Source organism: Novosphingobium sp., from assembly GCF_027489515.1.
Lineage (GTDB): Bacteria > Pseudomonadota > Alphaproteobacteria > Sphingomonadales > Sphingomonadaceae > Novosphingobium.
Genome location: NZ_JAIXZS010000030.1, coordinates 1 through 22,042, shown reverse-complemented (window position 1 = coordinate 22,042; position 22,042 = coordinate 1). Strand labels below are relative to the sequence as shown.

General features: G+C 65.4%; 16 protein-coding genes. 7 read left to right on the top strand and 9 right to left on the bottom strand.

All coding sequences use genetic code 11. The features are described 5' to 3' along the window. Positions 1–132: 132 nt before the first annotated feature. Entirely contained in the window at positions 133–1,326 is a 1,194-nt protein-coding gene (locus Q0082_RS05285) for an acyl-CoA dehydrogenase family protein (protein ID WP_298190632.1), read from the top strand. A 3-nt stretch (positions 1,327–1,329) separates the two neighbouring features. Here the strand turns inward: Q0082_RS05285 and Q0082_RS05280 are convergent, their stop codons facing one another. Continuing rightward, positions 1,330–2,259 carry a LysR family transcriptional regulator gene (locus tag Q0082_RS05280; RefSeq protein ID WP_298190631.1) on the bottom strand — a complete coding sequence of 310 codons (930 nt, stop codon included), beginning with the start codon at positions 2,257–2,259 and terminating at the stop codon, positions 1,330–1,332. A gap of 128 nt (positions 2,260–2,387) precedes the next feature. On the opposite strand from Q0082_RS05280, the gene Q0082_RS05275 reads away from it, so the two are divergent. The 3 genes from Q0082_RS05275 (at position 2,388) to Q0082_RS05265 (ending at position 5,147) form a co-directional block, all read left to right on the top strand. After that, a complete protein-coding gene (locus tag Q0082_RS05275) occupies positions 2,388–3,086 on the top strand; it encodes a pirin family protein (protein WP_298190630.1) in 699 nt (232 codons plus the stop codon). Between the two features lie 194 nt (positions 3,087–3,280). After that, positions 3,281–3,679 carry a PilZ domain-containing protein gene (locus Q0082_RS05270; RefSeq protein WP_298190629.1) on the top strand — a complete coding sequence of 133 codons (399 nt, stop codon included), beginning with the start codon at positions 3,281–3,283 and terminating at the stop codon, positions 3,677–3,679. Between the two features lie 103 nt (positions 3,680–3,782). Further along, a complete protein-coding gene (locus Q0082_RS05265; RefSeq protein ID WP_298190627.1) occupies positions 3,783–5,147 on the top strand; it encodes an FAD-dependent oxidoreductase in 1,365 nt (454 codons plus the stop codon). Positions 5,148–5,260: 113 nt separating this feature from the next. On the opposite strand, the gene Q0082_RS05260 is transcribed toward Q0082_RS05265, so the two are convergent. The 8 genes from Q0082_RS05260 to Q0082_RS05225 are packed head-to-tail and all read right to left on the bottom strand — an operon-like array spanning position 5,261 to position 15,198. Beyond that, entirely contained in the window at positions 5,261–5,755 is a 495-nt protein-coding gene (locus tag Q0082_RS05260; protein WP_298190626.1) for a sarcosine oxidase subunit gamma family protein, read from the bottom strand. Further along, positions 5,748–8,513 carry a 2Fe-2S iron-sulfur cluster-binding protein gene (locus Q0082_RS05255; protein ID WP_298190625.1) on the bottom strand — a complete coding sequence of 922 codons (2,766 nt, stop codon included), beginning with the start codon at positions 8,511–8,513 and terminating at the stop codon, positions 5,748–5,750. The genes Q0082_RS05260 and Q0082_RS05255 overlap by 8 nt, the downstream gene beginning before the upstream one ends. Further along, positions 8,510–8,773 carry a sarcosine oxidase subunit delta gene (locus tag Q0082_RS05250; RefSeq protein WP_298190624.1) on the bottom strand — a complete coding sequence of 88 codons (264 nt, stop codon included), beginning with the start codon at positions 8,771–8,773 and terminating at the stop codon, positions 8,510–8,512. The genes Q0082_RS05255 and Q0082_RS05250 overlap by 4 nt, the downstream gene beginning before the upstream one ends. A gap of 18 nt (positions 8,774–8,791) precedes the next feature. Then, positions 8,792–10,051: a sarcosine oxidase subunit beta family protein gene (locus tag Q0082_RS05245; RefSeq protein WP_298190623.1), complete on the bottom strand. Its 1,260-nt coding sequence runs from the start codon at positions 10,049–10,051 to the stop codon at positions 8,792–8,794. Beyond that, complete coding sequence (locus Q0082_RS05240) at positions 10,048–11,268, bottom strand: FAD-binding oxidoreductase (protein ID WP_298190622.1); 1,221 nt, start codon at positions 11,266–11,268, stop codon at positions 10,048–10,050. Before Q0082_RS05240 ends, Q0082_RS05245 begins: the two co-directional genes overlap by 4 nt. Then, positions 11,268–12,728 carry an NAD(P)/FAD-dependent oxidoreductase gene (locus Q0082_RS05235; protein WP_298190621.1) on the bottom strand — a complete coding sequence of 487 codons (1,461 nt, stop codon included), beginning with the start codon at positions 12,726–12,728 and terminating at the stop codon, positions 11,268–11,270. The genes Q0082_RS05240 and Q0082_RS05235 overlap by 1 nt, the downstream gene beginning before the upstream one ends. 3 nt (positions 12,729–12,731) lie before the next feature. Continuing rightward, positions 12,732–13,997: a cystathionine gamma-synthase family protein gene (locus tag Q0082_RS05230; protein ID WP_298190619.1), complete on the bottom strand. Its 1,266-nt coding sequence runs from the start codon at positions 13,995–13,997 to the stop codon at positions 12,732–12,734. Next, on the bottom strand, positions 13,987–15,198 hold the full coding sequence (locus Q0082_RS05225) for an aromatic ring-hydroxylating dioxygenase subunit alpha (protein WP_298190618.1): 1,212 nt from the start codon (positions 15,196–15,198) through the stop codon (positions 13,987–13,989). Before Q0082_RS05225 ends, Q0082_RS05230 begins: the two co-directional genes overlap by 11 nt. Before the next feature lie 562 nt (positions 15,199–15,760). Here Q0082_RS05225 and Q0082_RS05220 point away from each other — a divergent pair. From Q0082_RS05220 to Q0082_RS05210, 3 genes are all read left to right on the top strand, one after another. Beyond that, entirely contained in the window at positions 15,761–18,514 is a 2,754-nt protein-coding gene (locus Q0082_RS05220; RefSeq protein ID WP_298190617.1) for a TonB-dependent receptor, read from the top strand. A 135-nt stretch (positions 18,515–18,649) separates the two neighbouring features. Further along, a complete protein-coding gene (locus Q0082_RS05215; protein ID WP_298190615.1) occupies positions 18,650–20,713 on the top strand; it encodes a tetratricopeptide repeat-containing sulfotransferase family protein in 2,064 nt (687 codons plus the stop codon). A gap of 34 nt (positions 20,714–20,747) precedes the next feature. After that, the coding region (locus Q0082_RS05210; protein ID WP_298190614.1) for an MFS transporter at positions 20,748–22,042 on the top strand (1,295 nt) is incomplete at its 3' end.

The following is a 22,042-nucleotide window of genomic DNA, read 5'->3' as shown; positions in this document are numbered from 1 at the left end:
CACCGGTGTGGCTGAAACGGGCTGACTGTACAGCTACGCATTAACCCTGATGGCACAGAGCAAAGGGCAATTCCCCCGCCGCGAAATCTTGGCTAGCGTTGGAAAGACAAGCAGAATGATGAGGATGGCCTGATGAACATTGCGCAAGGCGGTACCCGCAATCCGGGAATGGATCCGGAGGTCTTCGCCCAGTTCCTCGAGCAATTGCAGCGCTACGTGCGCGAGCGGCTGATTCCTGCCGAGGCGCAAGTGATCGCGGGCGATGCGATCCCCGAAGACCTCCTTGCCGAAATGCGCGAGATGGGGCTGTTCGGCCTCACCATGCCCGAGGAGTACGGCGGCGCGGGCATGAACATCAGCCAGTACATCGAGACGATCCACGCAATCAGCTATGCGATGCCGGCGTTCCGCTCGATCATCTCGATCAACATCGGAATGGTCTGTTCCGCTATCAAGAATGCAGGGACGCAAGAACAGAAGGCGGAGTGGCTGCCAAGGCTGGCGGCGGGCGAGATCGCCGCGTTCGGCCTGACCGAGCCGGGCTCGGGATCGGACTCGGCGGGGCTGGCCACGATGGCAGTGCGTTCGGGCAACGGCTATGTGCTCAATGGCACCAAACGCTACATCACCAATGCGCCCTACGCGAAGGTGGGCCTCATCATGGCGCGCACCTCGAAGGAGAACCTGCCGAGGAACGCCCACGTCTCCGCATTTCTGGTGCCACTCGATACGCCGGGCGTTACACGCGGCAAGTCCGACAAGAAGATGGGCCAGCAGGGCAGCCATATCGGCGACATCATTCTGGAAGACGTGTTCGTGCCCGGCGACGCGCTGCTCGGCGGTGAGGAAGGCAAAGGCTTTGCGACCGCGATGCAGAGCCTCGACAACGGGCGGCTATCGGTGGGAGCGGCGGCCACGGCGCAAGCGCGGCGGTTCCTCGATACCGCGATCCGCTATGCCAATGAGCGCAAGGCTTTTGGCGAGCCCATCGCGCAGTTCCAGCTGATTCAGGCGATGCTGGCGGACAGCCAGGCCGAAATCTATGCCGCGCAGTGCATGATGCGCGACGCCATCGCAAAGGCCGATTCCGGGCAGAAGATCCTGATGGAAGCTGCCGCCTTCAAGATGTTCGCCTCTGAAATGTGCGGGCGCGTGGCGGACCGCTGCGTGCAGATCCATGGCGGCGCGGGCTATCTCGCCGAGTATGAGGCCGAGCGCTTTTTCCGCGATGCGCGCATCTACCGCATCTATGAAGGCACCACGCAGATCATGCAGCTGGTGATCGCCAAGCAGATGCTGAAGGACTTTGCTGCGGGCGTGAGCTGAGCTTCACACGTCCGGCGTGGTGCAGGCCTCGGCATCCGGCGCGCCGAGTGCGACGAACTGATCCAGCAGCCAGCGCGCGGCAGGCCCGGGGGGCGTGTCGCGCCGCCAGATCGCGGTAAAGCGGTAAGCCCCGCCGGGATGATCGGGCATGGCGAGGCGGACCAGCGTGCCCGCGGCAAGATCGCCTTCCACCATCGGCAGCGGCATGTTGCCCCAGCCGATCCCCTCGCGCAGCAAGGCATGCTTGGCGCCGAGATCGGCGAGCCGCCAGGTCTTGGGGCTGACGACACCGAAATCCCGGCCTGCGGTGGTGCCCGAGCGGTCTGAAAGCACGAGCTGGATATAGTCGCGCCCCGCGCCGGGCTGAATCTCGATCATGCGGCCCAGCGGGTGATCGGGCGCAGCAACCGGGACAAGCAGCGTTGCCCCGGCGACCTTGCCGTCGATCTCGGGAATCTCGGCCGCGAGCGGGCCGGAGATGCCGATGGTCGCGGTGCCCGCGTTGACCATGGCGCTGATCGCACCGAGCGCTTCGACATGGAGGCGCAGCTGGACGGTGGGAAACTCCACCGCAAAGCCCCGCAGCACGGCGGCGAGCCGCTCGGGCGGGACCATGACGTCGACCGCAAGATCGACTTCAGCCTCCAGCCCGTCCAGCAGGCCCTTGACCTTGGCGCGCAGGCCATCGACCCCTTGCGCGATGGCCCGCGCCTCTGCCAGCAAGGCGCGACCGGCGGTGGTGAGCTGGGGCTTGCGCGTGCCTTCGCGGTCGAACAGGCTTACACCAAGCTGGGCTTCGAGATTGGTAATGCCATAGCTGATGACCGAGACCGCGCGGCCCAGCGTGCGCGCGGCGCCAGCAAAGCTGCCGGTATCGACGATCGTCAGGAAGATGCGCAGCTGATCGAGCGTGGGGGTGCCGGGATTGGCCATTGTTCGGCTCCATAGAACAAACCGGTTCAATTTATCCCACTGAACAGGAAAGCGGGCAAGCGCTATATCGGCTCCAACAGAGGCGCCCTGCCCTTGACGGCAGCGCTCGCCATACAGGAGACATGACCATGATCGAACTGCGTCCCTTCTCGAGCCTCGGCGGCGAAAACCACGGCTGGCTCGATGCCAAACACCACTTCTCGTTCGCGGGCTACCACGATCCGGCGCGGATGCACTGGGGCAACCTGCGCGTGTGGAACGACGATACCATCGCGCCGCGTACCGGTTTCCCGCCGCACCCGCACCGCGACATGGAAATCATCACCTACGTCCGCGAGGGCGCGATCACCCATGAGGACAGCCTTGGCAACAAGGGCCGGACCGAAGCGGGCGACGTGCAGGTGATGAGCGCCGGTACCGGCATTCGCCATTCGGAATACAACATGGAGGACGTGACCACCCGCATCTTCCAGATCTGGATCATGCCCACCCGCAGTGGCGAGGCGCCGGGCTGGGGTGCGCGTCCGTTCCCCAAGGGCGAGCGTGCCGGGCAGTTCGTGACGCTGGCCTCGGGCTATGATGGCGATGGGGATGCCCTGCCCATCCGCACCGATGCCCGCGTGCTGGGTCTGACGCTGAAGGCCGGCGAGACCGCGAGCTACCCGCTCGGGAGCGACCGCAAGGCCTATCTCGTCCCGGCGACGGGTGCGGTGAAGATCGATGACGTGACCGTGAACGCCCGCGACGGTGCGGCGATCCGCGATCTCGAGGTGCTGACCGTGACCGCGATCGAGGACAGCGAGATCGTGATGGTGGACGCTGCCTGATCCCGCTCAGGCAAGAAAAGGGGAGCTTTGGATCCGATCCGGAGCTCCCTTTTTGCATCAAGTCGCACGATATTGCCCGATTTTGCTGGCCGAACGGCAATCCATAACGGATCGTTTACGCATTTTGGTCCATAATGGGCCTGGGGCGCAAACGTCTGCGCCGGGGCAAGGTGATGGTGCGGTAGATGTCATATATGGCTCCCATTCCACCGACCGACCAGGTCGTCCGGGCACAGCGCCAGCCGCGCATCATCCGCGCGCGCCTTGTTCACCGGGACGGCGAAGTCCAGGATATCGTGATCCGCAACGTGTCCGGAACCGGCATCGGCGCCAGTGCGCGCGGGCCTGCCCCGGTGCGCGGCGAGCGGGTGATGGTGGTGCTGCCGGGCGAGCAGGAAGTGACCGGCATGGTCCGCTGGTTCGGTGGGCATACCTTTGGCATGCAGCTTGATGCGCCACTCGATCTCGAAGCGCTCGGCCGCGCGTTGCAGCGGCTGGCGCATGTCGCGCAAGTGTCTGGCGAGTGGAAGGTCGAGAACCGCCACCGCGTGATCACTCCGATGACCGATCCTTCGCGCATTCGCCGCGTCTGATCGTCATCACCGGCACTGAACCTCAACATCAGAGTTGCTTAATGGCAGGCGGGGTACTGCACGCCGGTTGACCGCCCCTGCGCGCACGTCATGCTGCGACGCCATGACCAGACAGATCGAAGAGCCTGCCCGCCGGATCGACGTGATCCATGAAACCGACGTGCTCGTGGTCGGCTCGGGCCCCGGCGGGCTTGCCGCCGCGCTGGCCTCGGCGCGCGCGGGCGTGAAGACCACGCTGGTCGAGCGCTATGGCTGCTTCGGCGGCAACATCACGCAAGTGGGCGTCGAGGGCTTTGCGTGGTACCGGCACCCGACCACGATCGACAGCGAGGGCATCGGCCGCGAGTTCGAGGACCGCGCAGTGGCGATGGACTCGGCGCTCCCCGAGCCGCAATCGATCAGCCACGCGCTCGATGCCGAGGCGTTCAAGCACGTGGCAGACGTGCTGGTCGAGGAAGCGAGCGTGATCCCGATGCTGCACCGGCTGGTCGTCGCCCCGATCATGGAAGGCGATACGATCCGCGGCGTGATCGTGGAAAGCAAGGCCGGCCGCGAGGCGATCCTCGCCGCCCGCGTGATCGATGCGACGGGTGATGCCGACCTTGCCCATCGCGGCGGCGCGCCGACGATCAAGCATCCGGTCGACGAGATGATGTCGGTGTCCGTCATGTTCTCGATGAGCGGGGTCAACAAGCAGCGCTTCATCGAGGCGGTGAAGGCCGATCCGCAGACTTATGGCGATTGGGCGGGCAACGGCGAGTGGGACATAACCACCGACGGCAAAGAAGATGCGATGTTCTCGCCGTTCTTGCGCAAGCCCTTCCAGAAAGCGCTCGCTGCCGGATTGCTGCCGCCCAATCTCAAGACAATTGCCGGCACATGGGGCACCGTTTCGGACCAGGGCGACCTCACCTATCTCAACCTCGTCCACCACTACCTCGACGGCACCGACCCCGACAGCCTGACGCGCGGCGAGATGCACGGGCGGCGCGATGCGATGCACGCGATCGCTGCACTGCGCGGTTTCATGCCGGGCTGCGAACAGGCCAAGCTGCGCAATTTCGGGATGACGCTGGGGATCAGGGACACGCGCAAGATCGATGCGCTCTACAACCTGACCGGGGACGATGTGCGAGGTGAAGGGCGGTTCGCGGATTCCATCGGCATCTTTCCCGAGTTCATCGACGGCTATGGCCTGCTGATCCTGCCCACCACGGGGCGCTACTTCCATGTGCCCTACCGCTCGCTGGTGCCCAAGAGGATCAAGGGCCTGCTGGTGGCCGGGCGCGTGATCGGCGGCGACAAGGTAAGCCATGCCGCGGTGCGCAACATGATGTGCTGCGCGGTTTCGGGACAAGGCGCGGGCGTGGCGGCGGCGGTTGCGGTGAAGACCGGACGGGACTTTGCGGCGCTCGATATCGCAGTGGTGCAGGCCGAATTGAGACGGCAAGGCGCGCGGATTCACTGAGGCGACGCGCCTTGCCGCTCTGGATCCCCGCCTGCGCGGGGATGACGAAACACTATAACTCGTCATCCCCGCGCAGGCGGGGATCCAGAGCGGTGAAGCGCAACGATCGAAGGTTACGACGCCAGCAGCGGCAGCGCTTCGTCCCAGAAGTGGTGGAGGCTCTGCGCATAGCTTGAAGGCACGTAAGCGATGCAGGCATCATCGCTTTCCGCATGGAGCCGCACGCCGACGTGATCAATCACCGTGGCCGCGGTGGCGCCAACGGGGAACGCGGCGGCGCTCGTATCGAACACGCCGCCTTCCATGAGGAGCTCGCGCCAGCCCGGCCCGGCGATGCGGAAGCGGACAATCCCGCCGCCGATGGCGGTGAGCGCGCCGTCATCGCCCAGCGTATCGACGAGAACCGAGACAGCGCCCTCCGCGAGCCAGACGGTCGGTTCAAATCGCAGCAGGGTGATCGAGCCGTTCCCGGCGCTGCGGTTCATCGCTGGCAGCGCAAAGCCGAGCGCTTTCTGGACGCGCGTGGCAAGGGCCATAGGGTTGCTCCAGATTTCCAGCGCATGGAGCGGCGCGGCCGGCAGCGCGATGATCGAGGTGGCATCAGTCACGGTAGCGTTCCCCGGCAGGATCGTAGAAGTGCGGCGAAGTCACCCGCACACGGGCCTTCTCGCCGCGGGTCGGCGATGTGACGATCAGTTCCTCGCCGTGACGCTTGTGCCCGCCTTGCACCAGCGCAAGCGCAATGGCGCCGCCATCGAGGATGCGGCGCGCGGCGGCAGTGACGTGGCCTTGCGGCGACTGCCCGGCGCGCTGGATCAGCATGCCGCCCTCGGGGATCGGGCCATCGAGGCTGACGAGGCCAACGAGGTTGTTGCGGTTTGGATCGGACAGTGCCGGGCGTGTCAGCCCCGCCGCGCCGATAAAACCGCCTGCCTTGTTGAGCATGCCGCCAAGGCCGAGATCATGCGGGGTCGAGCGGCCATCGACTTCGCCGCCGACGACAACATGGCCCTTTTCGATGCGCAGCAGTTCCATCGCTTCGAGACCATAAGGCGCGCCGCCTTCGGCCCGTGTGGAAACTTCGATTGCGCGCCAGACTTCGGCAGCGTGCGACGCCTCGACATGGATTTCAAAAGCGCGCTCACCGCTGTAGCTGGCGGCGAGGACGTGGACCGGGACGCCGGCAAGCGTGCCGGGTGCGTAGCCCATATGGCGCGGGGATTCGGCGCCGATGAGCGCGGCGAGAATGCTGCGGGCCCTGGGGCCAGCCAGCGCTATCCCGGCGTAGTGTTCCTGCACATTGACGACCGAGCACTTGAGGTCGGGCCACAGCGAATTGCGCACGTAGGAGATGAGGTGCGCCATGCGGTCGGCGCCGCCGGTTGAACTGGTCAGCAGGTAGCGGTTTTCGGCGAGGCGCCAGACAGTGCCATCGTCGTTCACGAAGCCGTCTTCGCGGCACATGAACGTGTAGCGTCCGCGGCCGATGGCGAGCTTGCCCACCGTGGTGGCGCAGACGATTTCAAGCAGTCTCGCCGCATCGGGGCCGCTGACCTCGAACTTGCCGAGTGTGGAGACGTCGCTGAGGCCTGCAATGGTGCGCACGGTGCGGGCTTCGCGCAGGGCCGCTTGCTGGAGGCTTTCGCCGCCGAGCGGATAGGCGCGCGGGCGGAACCAGTAGCCGAGCGGCTGCCAGATCGGCTCATGCGCCTCGTGCAGCGCATGCAAGGGAATCCGGCGCACGTGTGCCCCCGCATTTCGTGCGCCGGCGCCTGCCAGAAGGCCCATGGTGACGGGCGTGAACGGCGGGCGAAACGTGGTGAGGCCGGCCTCGGGCACCGTCACACCCTGCTTCTCGGCGAGGCGGGAGAGCGCGACCATATTGCTGGTCTTGCCCTGATCGGTCGCCATGCCGAGCGTGGTGTAGCGCTTGAGGTGCTCGACCGAGCGATAGCCTTCCTGCCATGCGAGATCGATATCAGCGAGGCTGACGTCGTTCTGGAAATCGACGAAGCTCTTCTTGGCCTTGCCAGCCGGGGGAACAGCCGGGGCTGGCGGCGGAGCGAGCCCGGCGCCGATGGTTTCGCAGGCCTGAGGGGTTTCGCCGGGAATGAACGCCTGTGCTTCCTCATTCCACGTGAGCTTGCCGCCCGCCTGCATGTGAAGATGCGCGACGGGGACGAAGCCGCCGGAGACGGCCATGAGGTCTGCGTGGAAGCTCTGCTCGCTGCCGCCGACGACCGCCGTGACCTTGCGCAAGGCGTGCTTGCGGCCGGTGACGCTGGCGGGCCTCGCGTCGTGATAAACGGTGACGCCAGACGGCGCAGCAGGGCCGGATGCGCGGGCATCGAGCAGGGCAACCACCTCTGCGCCCGCTTCGACGAGGGCCTGCGCGGTGACGTAGGCATCATCATTGTTGGTGGCGATAACGACGCGGTTGCCGGGCAGCACGCCCCATCGGCGCACGTAACTGCGCACGGCCTGTGACAGCATGACGCCGGGATGGTCGTTGTTGGCGAACGGCACCGGACGCTCGATCAGACCGGTGGCGAGCACCACCCGCCCTGCCCGCACGTGCCAGAGCCGCTGGGCAAAGCCGTGCGGCGGCACTGCGCCGGGTTCGACGAGACGCTGCGTGAGCGTCAGGAAGTTGTGGTCCCAGTAGCCCGACGCCGTGGTGCGCAGGAGGACTTCGCCGCCGAGCGCCTTGATGCGCGCGATGATCGCGGCGGGATCTATGGCGGAATCGGGATCGCGCAGCAGTGAGCCACCGGGTTCGGCGTCCTGCTCGACCAGCATGACACGGCTGCCCGCTTCGGCGGCTTCGAGCGCGGCCTTGAGGCCAGCGGGGCCGGAGCCGACGACGAGCACATCACAGAAACCGGCGCGCTGGGAGAAGTTGTCCGGATCGGGCTCGGTCGGCGCGTTGCCGAGGCCGGCGGCGCGGCGGATGAAGCCCTCGTAGCGCATCCAGTGCTTCGCCGGGCCGAAGAAGGTCTTGTAGTAGAACCCGGCGCCCAGCGCAGGCGCGGCAAGGCCGAAGATCGAGGCGACGTCGAACGACAGGCTGGGCCAGCGGTTCTGGCTCTTCGCGACCATGCCGGGATAGACGAACACGTCGGTGGCGCGGGTATTGGGCTCGGCGCGGCCGCCGGTGCCGACGGTGACGAGCGCGTTGGGCTCCTCGATCCCGGCGGTCATGATCCCGCGCGGGCGGTGATACTTGAAGCTGCGGCCGACGAGTCCGATGCCGTTTGCGAGCAGCGCGGCGGCGAGCGTGTCACCCGGGCGGGCGTGGTAGGTGGTGCCGTCGAAGGTGAAGGGGATCGTCTCTTCACCCGTCGCGCTACGCGAGGGACCGCTCATGGCAGCGCCTCCGGGCCGATGGCTTTCACGGCGTGGATCTCGTGCGTCACACGGTGCCGGGTGAGCACCATCCATGCGCGGCAGCCATAGGTATGGCGCCAGATTTCGTCATCGAGCCCCATCGGATTGGCGCGGGTGTAGAGCGCCTGCATCGCTGTGGAAGCATCGCCTGCGGGATCGACGACTGAATCGGTCGTGCGCTCGTAGGTGAATTCGGTCTGGGCACGCGGGCCGCAGTGGGGACAGGTGATCTGGTACATGTCTGTGCCTGTCTCGTCTCAGCGGTGGTTCGGGAACGGACCGACAGCGGCTTCGTCAATCGTCGCGCCCGTCATGAAGCGCTCGAGGCTGAAGGGTGCGTTGAGTTCGTGAGGGCGCCCGGTCGCGAGCGTGTGGGCATACGTCCAGCCCGAGGCGGGCGTTGCCTTGAAGCCGCCGTAGCACCAGCCTGCGTTGAGATAGAGCCCGTCGATGGGGCTGAGGCCGATGATCGGCGCGCCGTCGAAGCTCATGTCGGTCACGCCCGACCAGGTGCGCAGCATCCTGAGGCGCGAAAGCGCGGGCATGACGGTGACAGCCTGCGCGATGGCGTGTTCCTTGATCGTCGGCTGACCGCGCCGGGCATAGCTAGGCCAGTTGTCCGGATCGCCGCCCATGACGATGCCGCCCTTGTCGGACTGGCTGATGTAGAAGTGCAGCGACTGCGACATGACCACCGACTGCACCATCGGCTTGACGCCTTCGGTGACGAGCGCCTGCAGGGTCTGCGATTCAATCGGCAGACGCAGGCCGGCCAGCCCCGCAACATGGCCGCTGTGGCCCGCAACGCAGATGCCGGTGCGGCCGGCGAGGATGCGGCCGCGCGTGGTCTCGACGCCGGTGATCCTGTTCCCGTCCTTCACGAAGCCGGTGACTTCGCACTTCTGGATGATATCGACGCCGAGCGCATCGGCGGCGCGGGCATAGCCCCAGGCGACGGCATCGTGCCGCGCAGTGCCGGCGCGCCACTGGATCAGCGCGCCATCGATAGGGAAACGCGCGTTGCGGGACAAATCGAGCAGTGGTTCGATCTTCGCGATCTGCTTGGGGCTGAGCAGTTCGGCATCGATCCCGTCGCAGCGCATGGCATCGCCGCGTTCGGCGAGCTTGATCATGTCACCATCGTTGTGGCCGAGGAACATCGCCCCGCGTGGGCTGAACATCACGTTGTAGTTCAGATCGTCGCTGAGATTGTGCCAGAGCTTGAGGCCGAACTCGAAGAAGTTGTGCAGCTGCGGCAGGCGGTAGTTCGAGCGCACCAGCGTGGTGTTGCGCCCGACGTTGCCGCCACCGATCCAGCTCTTTTCGAGCACCGCCACGTTGCGGATGCCGTGGACTTTGGCAAGGTAGTAGGCGGTGGCAAGCCCGTGCCCGCCGCCGCCGATGATGATCACATCATAGCTCGCGCGCGGCTCCGGATCGCGCCACGCGGGTTCCCAGTGCTTTTGCCCGTTCAGCGCACCGCGCAGCAGGCTGAAGGCGGAATACGGCGTCTTCATGCGGCGATTTCGGTTCTCGCAGGCTGCCAGCCGCGCTGCTCGCGCCAGTCTGCGCCGATGCCGTCGAAGCGTGAGAGGCTGAGCTTCTTGATGTCGGTGAAGCTGCACTGGCCATCAACCACCAGATCACGCACCGCATGGCCTGAAGCGGGCGAGAGGCCGAAGCCGACGCCGGACATGGTGACGACGGTGACGTTCTCGGGGTCTTTCATGCGGTCGATGATCGGGCGGCCATCGGGCGTGTTCTCGACGATGCCCGCCCAGGAGCGGATCACGTTGAGATGCGCCGCCTTGGGGAACAGCTCCGCCACGCGGCGGGCAAGGTTGCGGGTGAGCGGCGAAGACGGACGCGCAGGCGGGCCAGCCTCGAATGTTTCAAGCCATTCGTGCGGGCCACCGCCATAGGCGAGATTGCCGCGCAGGGTCTGGCGGCCATAGAGCCCGTTCCCGTCGACCCCGCCGATGGGCATCATCGGGGCGGGTTCGGTCACGATCATTTCCGCGCGCGCGGCGGCGAGCGGGACTTCGACGCCAAGCTTGGCCATCAGTCCCTGGATCTGCGGGCCAGCCGCGACGACCACGGCATCGCATTCATAGCGGCCGCTGGTGGCGTGGACAGCGACGACTTTGCCGCCTTCGGTCTCGAAGCCGGTGACCGGGCTGTGCTGGACGATCCGCCCGCCAAGGTCCTGCAAGGTCCAGGCATAGGCCTGGACTGAGCGCTGCGGGTTGGCGTGGCCACCGAAGCGGTAGTGCATGCCGCCAAGGCAGTTGTCGCCGGCAAGTGGCACCATCGCGCGCACCTGATCGCCATCGAGCAGATCGACACGGTAGCCCATGTCGTTGTTCATCTTGGCGAGGTAGTGATACTGGTTGAGCTGCTTGGGGCTGACCGCGATGACGAGGCGCTCCTGCTGGTGCTCGGTCGGATAGCCAAGCAGCGCATCCATGTGCGGCCACATGCGCTGCTCTTCCTCGAACAGCGGGCTCTGGTAGTGCGAGGCGCCGCCACCGTTGCGGCCCGAGGCTTCCCAGCCGACAATACCCTTGTCGAGCACGGTGACCTCTGCGCCCGAGCGCGCGAGCCACCAGCCTGCGCTGAGGCCCGAGACACCGCCGCCGACGATCACGACCTTCATCCTCGCCGCGGTTCCGGCGATCTTGGCCATGGTTTCGTGCGGCGTTTCGCTGGGGGTTGGCATACCAACGTAGGTCATCACAAGCTCCAACCTTCGGCGATGGCGGTTTGATGCTCACGCTCACGCGGCGTGTCGATATCCCGGTAGGGCACCCATTGCGTGGGGATGCCGAACCACACGTCCCACCCGGCGCGCATGTCTTCGCTCTCTTCCCAATCCGCCAGAATGCGCAAGGGGAGCGGGCGGACCGGCGCGCGGTGGGTGGCAAGCGGAACCGAGCCGAACGGACCATTTGCGGCCATCGCGAGCATCATCGCCACCTGATCGCGGCAGCGGCGGCCCTGGCACACGCCCATGCCGGCGCGGGTGAGGCGCTTGATCTGATCCGGGTTCGGCGGGCCGTCCTGAATCAGTGTGTCGAGCGATCGCGCCTGCATCGGTGCGGGGCGGTCGAGGTAGCGCGGGGGCTGCACACCAAGCAGATCGGCGCGGGTCACTTCCTCGCACTGGCAGATGATGGTGTCAGGCTGGGAGAGCTTGCCGAGCTCGCGCGCCCATTCCATCCGGTATTCGACATGGTCGAAGCCGGTATCGGCGAGACCGGCGCAATCGCCGACGCAGGTGACACCCGCGTTGTCGCCCGGGATATAGCCGCCGCGCGCGCCATCGAGCACGCGCTTGCCGCCCATCGCGTCGATCAACTCGATCGAGGGGACGAGGCCGATGGCGAGCACCACGGTATCGACATCGATCTGGGCGCCCGAACGCAGGCGGACGCGTTCGACACCGTCGATGCCGCCGATGGCCTCGGCGGGGGCGTCTTCGAGATAAAAGGGAATCTGCGCGGCGCGAACGGCTTCGGCGAGCGCGGCATCGCCCTGCGGTGCGCTGCGCACTTCGACGAGGCCCGCAACTTCGACGCCCTTTTCGCGCGCGAGGAGCGCGGTTTCCAGCGCGAAGTCGTGGCTGCCGACGATCAGCACGCGCTTGCCGGCGAAGGCTTCGTAGTGCGCGAGCAGGCGTTCGAGCGCGGCGGCACCCATCACGCCCGGCTGGTTCCAGCCCGGAAAACCGATGGCGAGATCGCGCGCGCCAGTGGCGAGGACGAGTTCGTTATAGCCGACGATCCAGCCGCGATCCTTGTCGGCGAGCGCGACCACGTTTTCCGGCAGGCCGGTGATCCCCGTGCCGTTGCGATAGACGCCCCAGGCGCTGGTGCCGAGGAGCACTTCGATACCGGCTTCCATGGCGGCTTCGAGCATCGGCTCGCTCATGAACACGGTTTCGAGCATGCGCTCGGCGTTCTGGGTGGCGGTGGTCATGCGGCCGCCGAAGAGCAGCGGCACGTCGTTGCCCATGGCGGCGCCGGGGACCGGGTTCTCGTCGACGAGAAGGACCGACTTGCCCTCGCTCGCTCCGGCGAGCGCCGCTGTCAGCCCGGCAGGCCCCGCGCCGACGACAACCATGTCATAGCGCGCCTCGGGCGCAGGGAGCTTCGTGCCGATCGCATGGGGATCGGTTCCGTTGTTGGCATGCATGATTCAGACAGCCTCTAGTGCCTGGGAGAGATCGGCGATGATATCGTCGGCGTGTTCGAGCCCGACGGACAGGCGCATCGTGCCGTCGGTGATGCCGCCGGCAAGGCGCCCCTCGCGCGGGACGGCATAGTGGGTGGTCGTGGCCGAATGGCAGATCAGCGTTTCCGATCCGCCGAGGCTGACCGCGAGCTTGAGCAGCCTTAGCGCATCGAGCATGCGGAACGATTCTGCCTCGCCGCCGTGGAGGTGGAACGAAAAGGTCGATCCTGCACCCCTGCACTGGCGATCATAGACCGCGCGCGCCGGGGTGCCGTCCTTGAGGAAGCCGAGATAAGTGACGCCGGCTACCTTGGGATGACCCTGCAGGAATTCCGCCACCTTCCGCGCGTTCGACATCGCACGCTCGATCCGCACCGAGGCGGATTCGAGGCTGCGCACGACGAGCCACGCCGTGAAGGGATCGAGGTGGTTGCCCCAGGTGGTGCGCAAGGTGCGCAGCTGGTGGATGAGTTCCAGCTTGCCGCTCACCCCGCCCGCCAGCAGATCGCTGTGCCCGGCGCAGTACTTGGTGAGCGAGGTCATGCACAGATCGACGCCCTGCTCGATCGGGCGCTGCGCGAAGGGGCCGAGCAGAGTGTTGTCCACCACGACCAGCGGACGGCGACCCGCTTCGCGGCCGATCTCGTCGGCCACGGCAACCATCAGGTCGAGATCGACCATCGCGGCGGTCGGGTTGGCCGGGGTTTCCGCAACGATCAACGCAAGCGGTCCCTTGGCGAGCGCGGCGCGGGCGGCTGCGCGCACGGCATCCGGATCGCATCCGTCGGTGTAAGTTTCGACATGGGTGCCAAAGCCCGGCATGACCGAGCCATAAAGCATGTCCACCCCGCCATAGATCGGGCGGCCATGAAGCACGCTGTCTCCCGGCTTCACGAATGTGAGGGCGATGGAGGAATGCGCGGCCATGCCGCTCGAAAACGCGGCGGCTGCTTCCGCCCCGTCGATCGCGGCAAGGCGCGCTTCGAGAATGTCGAGCCCCGGATGGCCGAGGCGCGAATAGATATGCCCCTCACCTTTCTTGCCCGCCAGCGGCCCGGTGCCGTCGAAGAACGCCTCGTGGACGTCCTTCGCGTGCTGAGCGCTGGGGTAGATGAAGGTCGAGGTGAGATAGACCGGCGGCTTGACCGCGCCGAACGCCTCGGCCGGATCATAACCGAAGGCGACAGCGAGCGTTTCGGGACGGAGTCCCCGGGAAGAATCAGCTACCATGCTTCTCGACATACTTGGCTGCGGTGTCGCAGTACCAGTCGGTAAAGCGCAGCGCGAGCATCTCGGCTTCCTGCGAATAGGGCCCGGGGCGGAAGCCGGGGCTGTTGACGCCGAGCTGGTTGTTCTCGGCCAGTTCCTTGTCTTGCAGGTTGGTGCGGGTCCACAGGTCGGCGAGTTCCTCGACCGAGTAGTCCACGCCTTCGACCGCGTCCTTGTGGACCAGCCACTTGCCGGTAACGGCGGTCTCGTGGGGGCCGACCGGCATCGCGCTGAACATGAAGGTGTGGTCGGCGGTCGAATGGGTGAAGCAGTGCGGATCGACGGCAAGTCGCATCGAGCCGATATCGCCGCCATTCAGGTCGCACATCAGCTTTTTGACGAGATGCTTTCCATCCATTGACAGCGAGACGACCTGTGGATTGAGCTGGAAGCGCGCCAGCTGCCACCACTCGCCTTCGATTGCCTCAGTAGCAAGCCCGAGGGCCGCCATCGTTTCATGGAAGGTCTGGACCTGCGTATCGCCATCAATCTCGAAATGCTTCGACATGCCGACCGGGAACGTGCGAGCCAGTTCCGGGTGACCAGTGGCGCAGTGATAGCACTCGCGCCCGTTTTCCATGACGAGCTTCCAGTTGGCATATTCGATGATCGTGCTTTCGAACGCGAGCTTGGCGTTCTTGAGGTCATGCGGCGCGAGGTATTCTTCGAGCCGAAGCGCAAACTCGTTGAACGGCGGCGGGTTGTCATCGAAGCAGATGAACAGGCAGCCGGCAACGCGCTCGAGCTGGATCGGGCGCAGGCTGTGGGCGGCCTTGTCGAAATCGGGCTCCATGCGCATCGCCGAAAGCAGCGAACCGTCGAGCTCGTAAGTCCAGCGGTGGTAGGGGCACACGATCTTGGGCGCCGAGCCGCTGCCCGCTGCACAGAGGATCGAGCCGCGATGGCGGCAGGTGTTGTGGAAGGCGCGAATCTCGCCGTCGCGGCCCTTGACGATGAGCACCGGCCACTTACCGACCATCTGCGAGATGTAGCTGCCGGCCTTGGGCAGCTCGCACTCGAAGCCCGCCATGAGCCAGCTCGTGCCGTAGATGGCGGTCATGTCGAAGTCGAAGACTCCGGGATCGTTGTAGAGCGCCTGAGGGAGGCAGTGGCCTTCGGGCCGCTGGGCCAGAAGCGAGCCGATCCGGCTGAGGTCGATCATGCGTGCTTGTCCATCTGAATGGTGTCCCCCTTGCGCGGGGAACAGATGTGCCACCGGGTGGACCAACCGCGCGAATGCAGCCAATCGGATTTCCTTATGCCGCCATGGAAAATTGACAAAAAGGCATGGCCGGAGACCGATCCGGCGCCATCCGGGCCGAGCGCCAACGCTGTGCGCGCTGCCTTAATTCGGTAACTTTGCTTGTTTAACAGATGCTTGGGCAAGTGCGTGGACGCGCCAGCTGGTGATACAACCAAAATGACACACCCCGCCGCGACCTGCATGGGCGGCAATCTGGGGGTGGATTTAGACCTTGCTTTGACCTAGGCTTGCCCAAACGCGTCGATGAGCGTGCTGAAAACGGGGAGTAAAATCAGGGAATTGCCAGCTGGAAGAGGGTCGGGCTGGATGGGGTCGATCCATTGTGAAGGGCTTTGACAAGCGCCCTTCCCGCATTTTCCTGCAGGCGTATCCTGACTTGCCCCGCACGCAGCACACCGTGGCCGCGCTTGGATGGGTCCCGGCCTGGTGCCGGGTGAAAATGAGAAGGATGGGGGTTACAATGAAATCACGGTTTATGTTGTCGTGCGCCGCCGCGGCCGTTGCGCTGGGCTCGGCCGATTTCGCGCTGGCGCAGGATGCGGCGCCGCAGGCTGATAACGCCTCCACCAGCTCGGATGTGATCATCGTGACGGCGCAGCGCCGTGACCAGTCGATCCAGGACGTGCCGCTGACCCTGCAGGCGTTCAGCACCGACACGCTGAGCAAGCTCAACGTGACCTCTATCGAGGGCCTGCTCAAGTACACCCCGAACGTCACCTTCTCGAACAACGGCCCGGGCCAGGGCGCGATCCTCCTGCGCGGTCTCTCGGCCGGTTTCGCGGGTCAGCAGTCCTCGGCGACCATCGGGGGCTTCCCGAACGTCGCGCTCTACCTCGATGACCAGTCGATGCAGTTCCCGGCGCGTAACGCTGACGTCTATGTGGCTGACATGGAGCGCGTCGAAGTGCTCGAAGGTCCGCAGGGCACGCTCTTTGGTGGCGGCGCGCAGGCCGGTGTGGTTCGCTACATCACCAACAAGCCCAAGCTGAGCAAGTTCGAGGGCCGCTTCGAGGGCAGCTTCGGCGGCACCGCCGGCGGCACGACCAACGGCTCGTTCAACGCGATGATCAACGTGCCGATCATCGAAGACAAGCTGGCGATCCGCGCGGTTGTCTACACCGACCACCGCGGCGGCTACATCGACAACAAGCTCTCGACCTTCACGCGCCGGCCGAGCGACCTTGGCTCGTACTACCTGGCCTATCAGGGCAACGGCAACCAGCTGACCCCGGACCAGCAGAGCCGTCAGGGCAAGTATGACAACTCGGCGCTCGTCGAGGACAACTTCAACCCGGTCGACTACACCGGTGGCCGCCTCGCCCTTGCCTGGCAGGTTGCGCCGGATTGGGACCTGCTCGTCACGCAGGCCTACCAGAAGCTGGAATCGCGCGGCACCTTCGCGGTCCAGACCTACACCTATGACTACGCGCCGCTGACGGGCCTGTCCTCGACGCTGTTCTCGCCCCAGTACAACAAGGACGACTACTGGAACACGGCCTGGACGCTGAACGGCAAGATCGGCGACTTCAAGGTGATCTACACCGGCGCCTACCTGAAGCGCCACATCAACCAGCAGGGCGACTACACCAACTACGCCCGCGCGACCTACGGCATCTTCTACCAGTGCACCGGCGGCGCGAACTACTATTGGAACGTCGGCCAGGCGCCCTACTGCTATGAGCCGAACAGCCGCTGGAACGACAAGGTTCGTAACACGCACGAGAGCCACGAAGTGCGCATCTCGTCGCCCGACACCGGCCGTATCCGTGCAATCGTCGGTGGTTACTACGAGAACTTCAAGATCCAGGACAACATGGACTGGTCGTACACGACTATTCCGAACTGCGATCTTGGCCTGACTTCGGCGCAGATCAAGGCGGCCGGCACGGTCTGCCTTGGCCGCGCTGCTCCCAACCCGAACGCCACGCTCAACGTGCCCGGCGCGCGCCCGGCCGGCGTTTCGTTCGGTCAGGACGTGACCCGCGGCTACAAGCAGTACGCAGCGTTTGGCTCGGTCGATTTCGACATCACGCCGAACCTGACGATCACCGCCGGCACGCGCTACTACTACTATGACAACTTCCAGAAGGGTTCGGTCTACTCGACCTTCAACGGCGGTTGCTATCAGGTGCCGGTCTGCGTCACGGGTTCCAACCTCGACGCGCTGGGCCTCAAGTCGACGTACAAGGGCTTCCGCAGCAAGGGCACGATCACCTGGAAGCCGAAGGACGGCACGATGCTGTACTTCACCTACAGCGAAGGCTTCCGCCCGGGTGCGTTCAACCGCGGTCCTTCGGCTCGTGTGCAGGATCCGCGCCTGCCGTTCATCGGTCCCGACGGCAAGGGCAGCACCGTCAACAGCGGCAATGGCCGCAACTTCCAGCTGCTGGTGCCTGCGGCCTATTCGCCGGACAACCTGATCAACTACGAAGCAGGCCTCAAGACCGACCTGTTCGACCGCAAGGTCACGTTCAACCTCTCCGCGTACTACATGGAGTGGAAGAACATCCAGATCGGCTTCTTCAACCCGGCCGCAGGCTTCGGCAACACCGCGTTCGCGACCAATGGCCCGACCTACCACATCAAGGGGCTTGAAGCGCAGCTGTTCGCCCGGCCTTACGAGGGCCTGACGATCAACGGTTCGGCGACCTACAACGAGAGCAAGCAGGCCAATGCGCCCTGCTTCATCGTCAACAACCCGACCGCTTCGGACTTCGGCAAGTGCCTCACGCAGCGCTTTGGCGGGTTCGACGGCCAGGGCAACCCGACGCCGCTCTCGGTCCAGAGCCCGTTCGGCAACGTGGGCAGCATCACGCCCTTCAGCCCGAAGTTCCAGGGCAACATCCGCGTCCGCTACGAGTGGGCCGGCAAGAACGGCATGGACTGGTTCATCGGTGCCGGTGCGAACTACATCAGCTCGCAGTTCAACCAGCCCGCGACCTATCCCTCGGGTGATGTCCCGGGCAACGGCAACGTCCTCGGCCCGAACGGCATCATCGTTCCGGCAACGACCGTGCTGCGCTACAAGATGCCGGGCTACGGCCTCGCTGATGCCCAGATCGGCTTCAGCAAGGACAACTGGACGGTGACGATCTTCGGCGACAACCTGTTCAACAGCCACGCCTCGACGTTCACCAACTCGTCGCAGTACATCAAGACTTCGACGATCGTCCGTCCGCTGACCTACGGCATCAAGATCGCGGCCAAGATGTGATCGGATGCTGATGAATGAAGGGGGTGGTGCTACGTGGCACCGCCCCCTGCATTCTCCTCTACCGGGAATTCGATAGGCGAGTTTGATGGACAGGTCTGACAGTTACGGGGCGACGGCCAACAGGACACCGCGCTGATGGCCACGCAGATCGACCTTGCCGACGCTGACAGGACTTCCGCAAACGCGCACCCGGCGGCACCGTCGGAGGCCGAGATCAAGGCACTGCATGCGCTGCAGGCAAAAGGCGATTACGCCGCAGCTGCGGCAGGCGCCGAGAAACTGCTTTCCGCCGATCCCGCGAACCGCGATCTCCTGCTGATTGTTGCGCATTCGCGGCGCATGCTCAAGGAGACCGAGGCGGCGCTCGCGGCGCTGGAACGGCTCGCCACCCACCATCCCGGTTTCAGCCAGATGTTCCTCGAGCGCGGCCTGTGCCATGTCGCGCAGCGCGATGCCCCGGCGGCGATCTTCCATCTGCGCACCGCAGTAACGATCAACCCGGCGCTCGCGATGGGCTGGCGGATGCTCGACGGGCTCTACCGGATGACGGGCGATACGCGCAGCGCCGAGCTGGCCGCGCGTCACTTCGCGCATCTTGCGAGCCTGCCTACCCCGATCGTCCAGGCCAAGGTGCTCTATGGCGACGGCGAGATCGATGTGGCCGAGAGCCTGATCCGCCAATTCCTGCTGGAAGCCGGCAATCACCCCGAGGCGATGCGCGTGCTCGCGCAGATCGGCCACCGCCGCAATGTGCTCGATGATGCCGATACGCTTTACGAGGGCGTGCTGGCGATGGTCCCCGACCACGACGAGGCCCGCCACGAACACGTGCAAGTGCTGATCGCGCGGCACAAGTTCCCGCAGGCGCGCGAGGTGCTGGAGCCCCTGCTGCAGCGCGATCCGCGCAATCATGCGCACCGCATTCAGGCCGCGACGATCAGGGTCGGCCTTGGCGATTTTGCCAGCGTGATCCCGGAATACCGCGCGATGCTGAGCGAGATCCCCGGCGACGGGATCGAAGCGCGGGCCCGGCGAAGCGATCTCAACCTCTGGCTCGGCCATGCGCTCAAGACCGAAGGGCTCACCGCCGAGGCGATCGACGCCTACATGGCGGCGACGGCCGATCGACCCGATTTCGGTGACGCCTGGTGGAGCCTCGCCAACCTCAAGACCTACCGGTTCTCCGCCGAATCCATCGCCGTCATGCGCGAACGCCTGGATGCCCCGGCAACCGCCGAAGTCGATCGCATCCATATCGCCTTCGCGCTCGGCAAGGCGCTGGAGGATGCCGGCGACTACGAAGGCTCATGGGTCGCCTATTCGCGCGGCAACACGATGCACCGCGCGAGCAACGGCTACGTGCCCGAAGTGTTCGAGACCAACACGCGCGAGCAGAGGCGTGTGTGCACGCCGGCGTTCTTCGCCAGGCGCGAAGGCTGGGGGCTTGATGATCCCTCGCCGATCTTCGTCCTCGGCCTGCCGCGTTCGGGCTCAACGCTGCTTGAGCAGATCCTTGCCTCGCACTCGATGGTCGAAGGCACACAGGAACTGCCCGATATCCAGCGCATCGTGCACGAATTGCAGGGGCGCGAGCTCAACTTCGACAAGCCGCTCTATCCCGGCTCGCTGGAGGATCTCGATGCAGCGGCGGTGCGCCAATACGGCGAGCAGTACATCGCCGACACGATGCCCAACCGCATCCTTGGCCGGCCCTACTTCATCGACAAGATGCCGAACAACTTCCGGCATGTCGGCCTCATTCACCTGATCCTGCCGAATGCGAAGATCATCGATGCGCGGCGTGATCCGATGGCGTGCTGCTTCAGCAACCTCAAGCAGCTCTTCGCACAGGGGCAGGAATTCACCTACGGCATCGAGGACATCGCGCGCTACTACAAGACCTACGTCGAGCTGATGGACCACTGGGATGCGGTACTTCCCGGCCGGGTGCTGCGCGTGCAGCACGAGGACGTGGTCGAGGACCTCGAAGGCAGCGTGCGGCGGATCCTCGATTATTGCGGCCTCCCCTTCGAGGATGCCTGCATCGAGTTCCACAAGACGAAGCGCTCCGTGCGCACGCCAAGCTCCGAACAGGTGCGCCAGCCCATCTTCCGCGACGGGCTGGATCAGTGGAAGAAGTTCGAACCCTGGCTCGAGCCGCTGCGCGCGGCGCTCGGGCCGCAGCTCGCACCACGATGAACAACCACAAGCAAAATCGGGACAGGAATAGCCAATGGCAGCAATAGGCGCGACGACAGCACCCGCAGGCGAGGAAAATGCCTCCGTAGCGCTGCGCTGGTACGTGCTGTTCGTGATGATGCTGGCCTATACGATCAACATCGCGGACCGCTACGTGATGTCAACCGTGCTTGAGCAGATCCGGCTCGACCTGCACCTCAGCGATGGCGGCGTGGCCTTCCTCACCGGTGTGTCGCTCGCGCTGTTCTATGTCAGCATGGGCATCCCGCTCTCATGGATCGCCGACCGCTACAACCGGCGCAACCTGCTCGCCGTCTCGATCACGCTGTGGTCGCTGATGACGACCCTGTGCGGCCTCTCGCGCGGCTATATCGAGCTCTTGCTGGCGCGCATGGGCGTGGGCGTGGGCGAAGCAGGCGGCACGCCTTCGTGCAACTCGATCATCTGCGACTATTTCCCTGCCGCGCGCCGCCCGATGGCGCTGACGATCTTCTGCCTCGGCGCCCCCATCGGCGCGTGGATCGGCGCGGACATGGCAGGCGCGGTGGCGGCTGCCTATGGCTGGCGCGCTGCGTTCCTCGTGCTCGGCATCCCCGGCATCCTGCTTGCGCTGCTGATCATGGCGACGATCCGTGAACCCAAGCGCGGCTGCCTCGACGTGATCAAGAGCGATGACAACCCGACCTTGATGGAAACGCTGCGCTTCTGCCTGAGCCAGCGGTCCGCATTCCACGTGATGATGGGCAGCGGTGTCGGCGCGCTGTGGGGTTGGGGCCTGATGTGGTTCATCCCCACCTTCCTCCAGCGCACCTACCAGATCGACGTGGGCGCAGCCGGCGCGATTGTCGGGCCGATCCACCTCGTGATGGGTATCGGTGCCTCGCTGCTCACGGCATGGATCCTTGCCCGTCCCTCGTACACCGATCCGCGCAAGATCGTCTATCTGCTGGGCGCGGTGACGGCGGTGGCGACGGTGCCGGGCATCATCGCGATCTACACGCACAACCTGACGCTCGCGACGGTCTCGCTGTGGCTGTTCATCCCGGGCATCTATTTCTACATCGGCCCCGCCTTCGCGCTTGGCCAGAACCTTGCCCCGCCCAAGATGCGCGCGATGTTCAGCGCCATTGCGCTCCTCATCGCCAACGTGTTCAACCTCATCGTCGCGCCGCAGGGCGTCGGCATGCTGAGCGACTGGTTCGCCGGGCCGGCCGGCCCCGATGCCAATTCGCTGCGCTCGGCGCTCCTCATCCTTGCGCCGACCGGGTTCTGGGCGGCGTTCCACTATTTCCTCGCCGCGCGCACGATCGTCGAGGACCAGAAGCGAGC

Bases quoted from the DNA above. Each gene is read 5' to 3' on its own strand.
- Q0082_RS05285 (WP_298190632.1), top strand. From the start codon at position 133: ATGAACATTGCGCAAGGCGGTACCCGCAATCCGGGAATGGATCCGGAG.
- Q0082_RS05280 (WP_298190631.1), bottom strand. From the start codon at position 2,259: ATGGCCAATCCCGGCACCCCCACGCTCGATCAGCTGCGCATCTTCCTG.
- Q0082_RS05275 (WP_298190630.1), top strand. From the start codon at position 2,388: ATGATCGAACTGCGTCCCTTCTCGAGCCTCGGCGGCGAAAACCACGGC.
- Q0082_RS05270 (WP_298190629.1), top strand. From the start codon at position 3,281: ATGGCTCCCATTCCACCGACCGACCAGGTCGTCCGGGCACAGCGCCAG.
- Q0082_RS05265 (WP_298190627.1), top strand. From the start codon at position 3,783: ATGACCAGACAGATCGAAGAGCCTGCCCGCCGGATCGACGTGATCCAT.
- Q0082_RS05255 (WP_298190625.1), bottom strand. From the start codon at position 8,513: ATGAGCGGTCCCTCGCGTAGCGCGACGGGTGAAGAGACGATCCCCTTC.
- Q0082_RS05250 (WP_298190624.1), bottom strand. From the start codon at position 8,773: ATGTACCAGATCACCTGTCCCCACTGCGGCCCGCGTGCCCAGACCGAA.
- Q0082_RS05245 (WP_298190623.1), bottom strand. From the start codon at position 10,051: ATGAAGACGCCGTATTCCGCCTTCAGCCTGCTGCGCGGTGCGCTGAAC.
- Q0082_RS05240 (WP_298190622.1), bottom strand. From the start codon at position 11,268: ATGACCTACGTTGGTATGCCAACCCCCAGCGAAACGCCGCACGAAACC.
- Q0082_RS05235 (WP_298190621.1), bottom strand. From the start codon at position 12,728: ATGCATGCCAACAACGGAACCGATCCCCATGCGATCGGCACGAAGCTC.
- Q0082_RS05230 (WP_298190619.1), bottom strand. From the start codon at position 13,997: ATGGTAGCTGATTCTTCCCGGGGACTCCGTCCCGAAACGCTCGCTGTC.
- Q0082_RS05225 (WP_298190618.1), bottom strand. From the start codon at position 15,198: ATGATCGACCTCAGCCGGATCGGCTCGCTTCTGGCCCAGCGGCCCGAA.
- Q0082_RS05220 (WP_298190617.1), top strand. From the start codon at position 15,761: ATGAAATCACGGTTTATGTTGTCGTGCGCCGCCGCGGCCGTTGCGCTG.
- Q0082_RS05215 (WP_298190615.1), top strand. From the start codon at position 18,650: ATGGCCACGCAGATCGACCTTGCCGACGCTGACAGGACTTCCGCAAAC.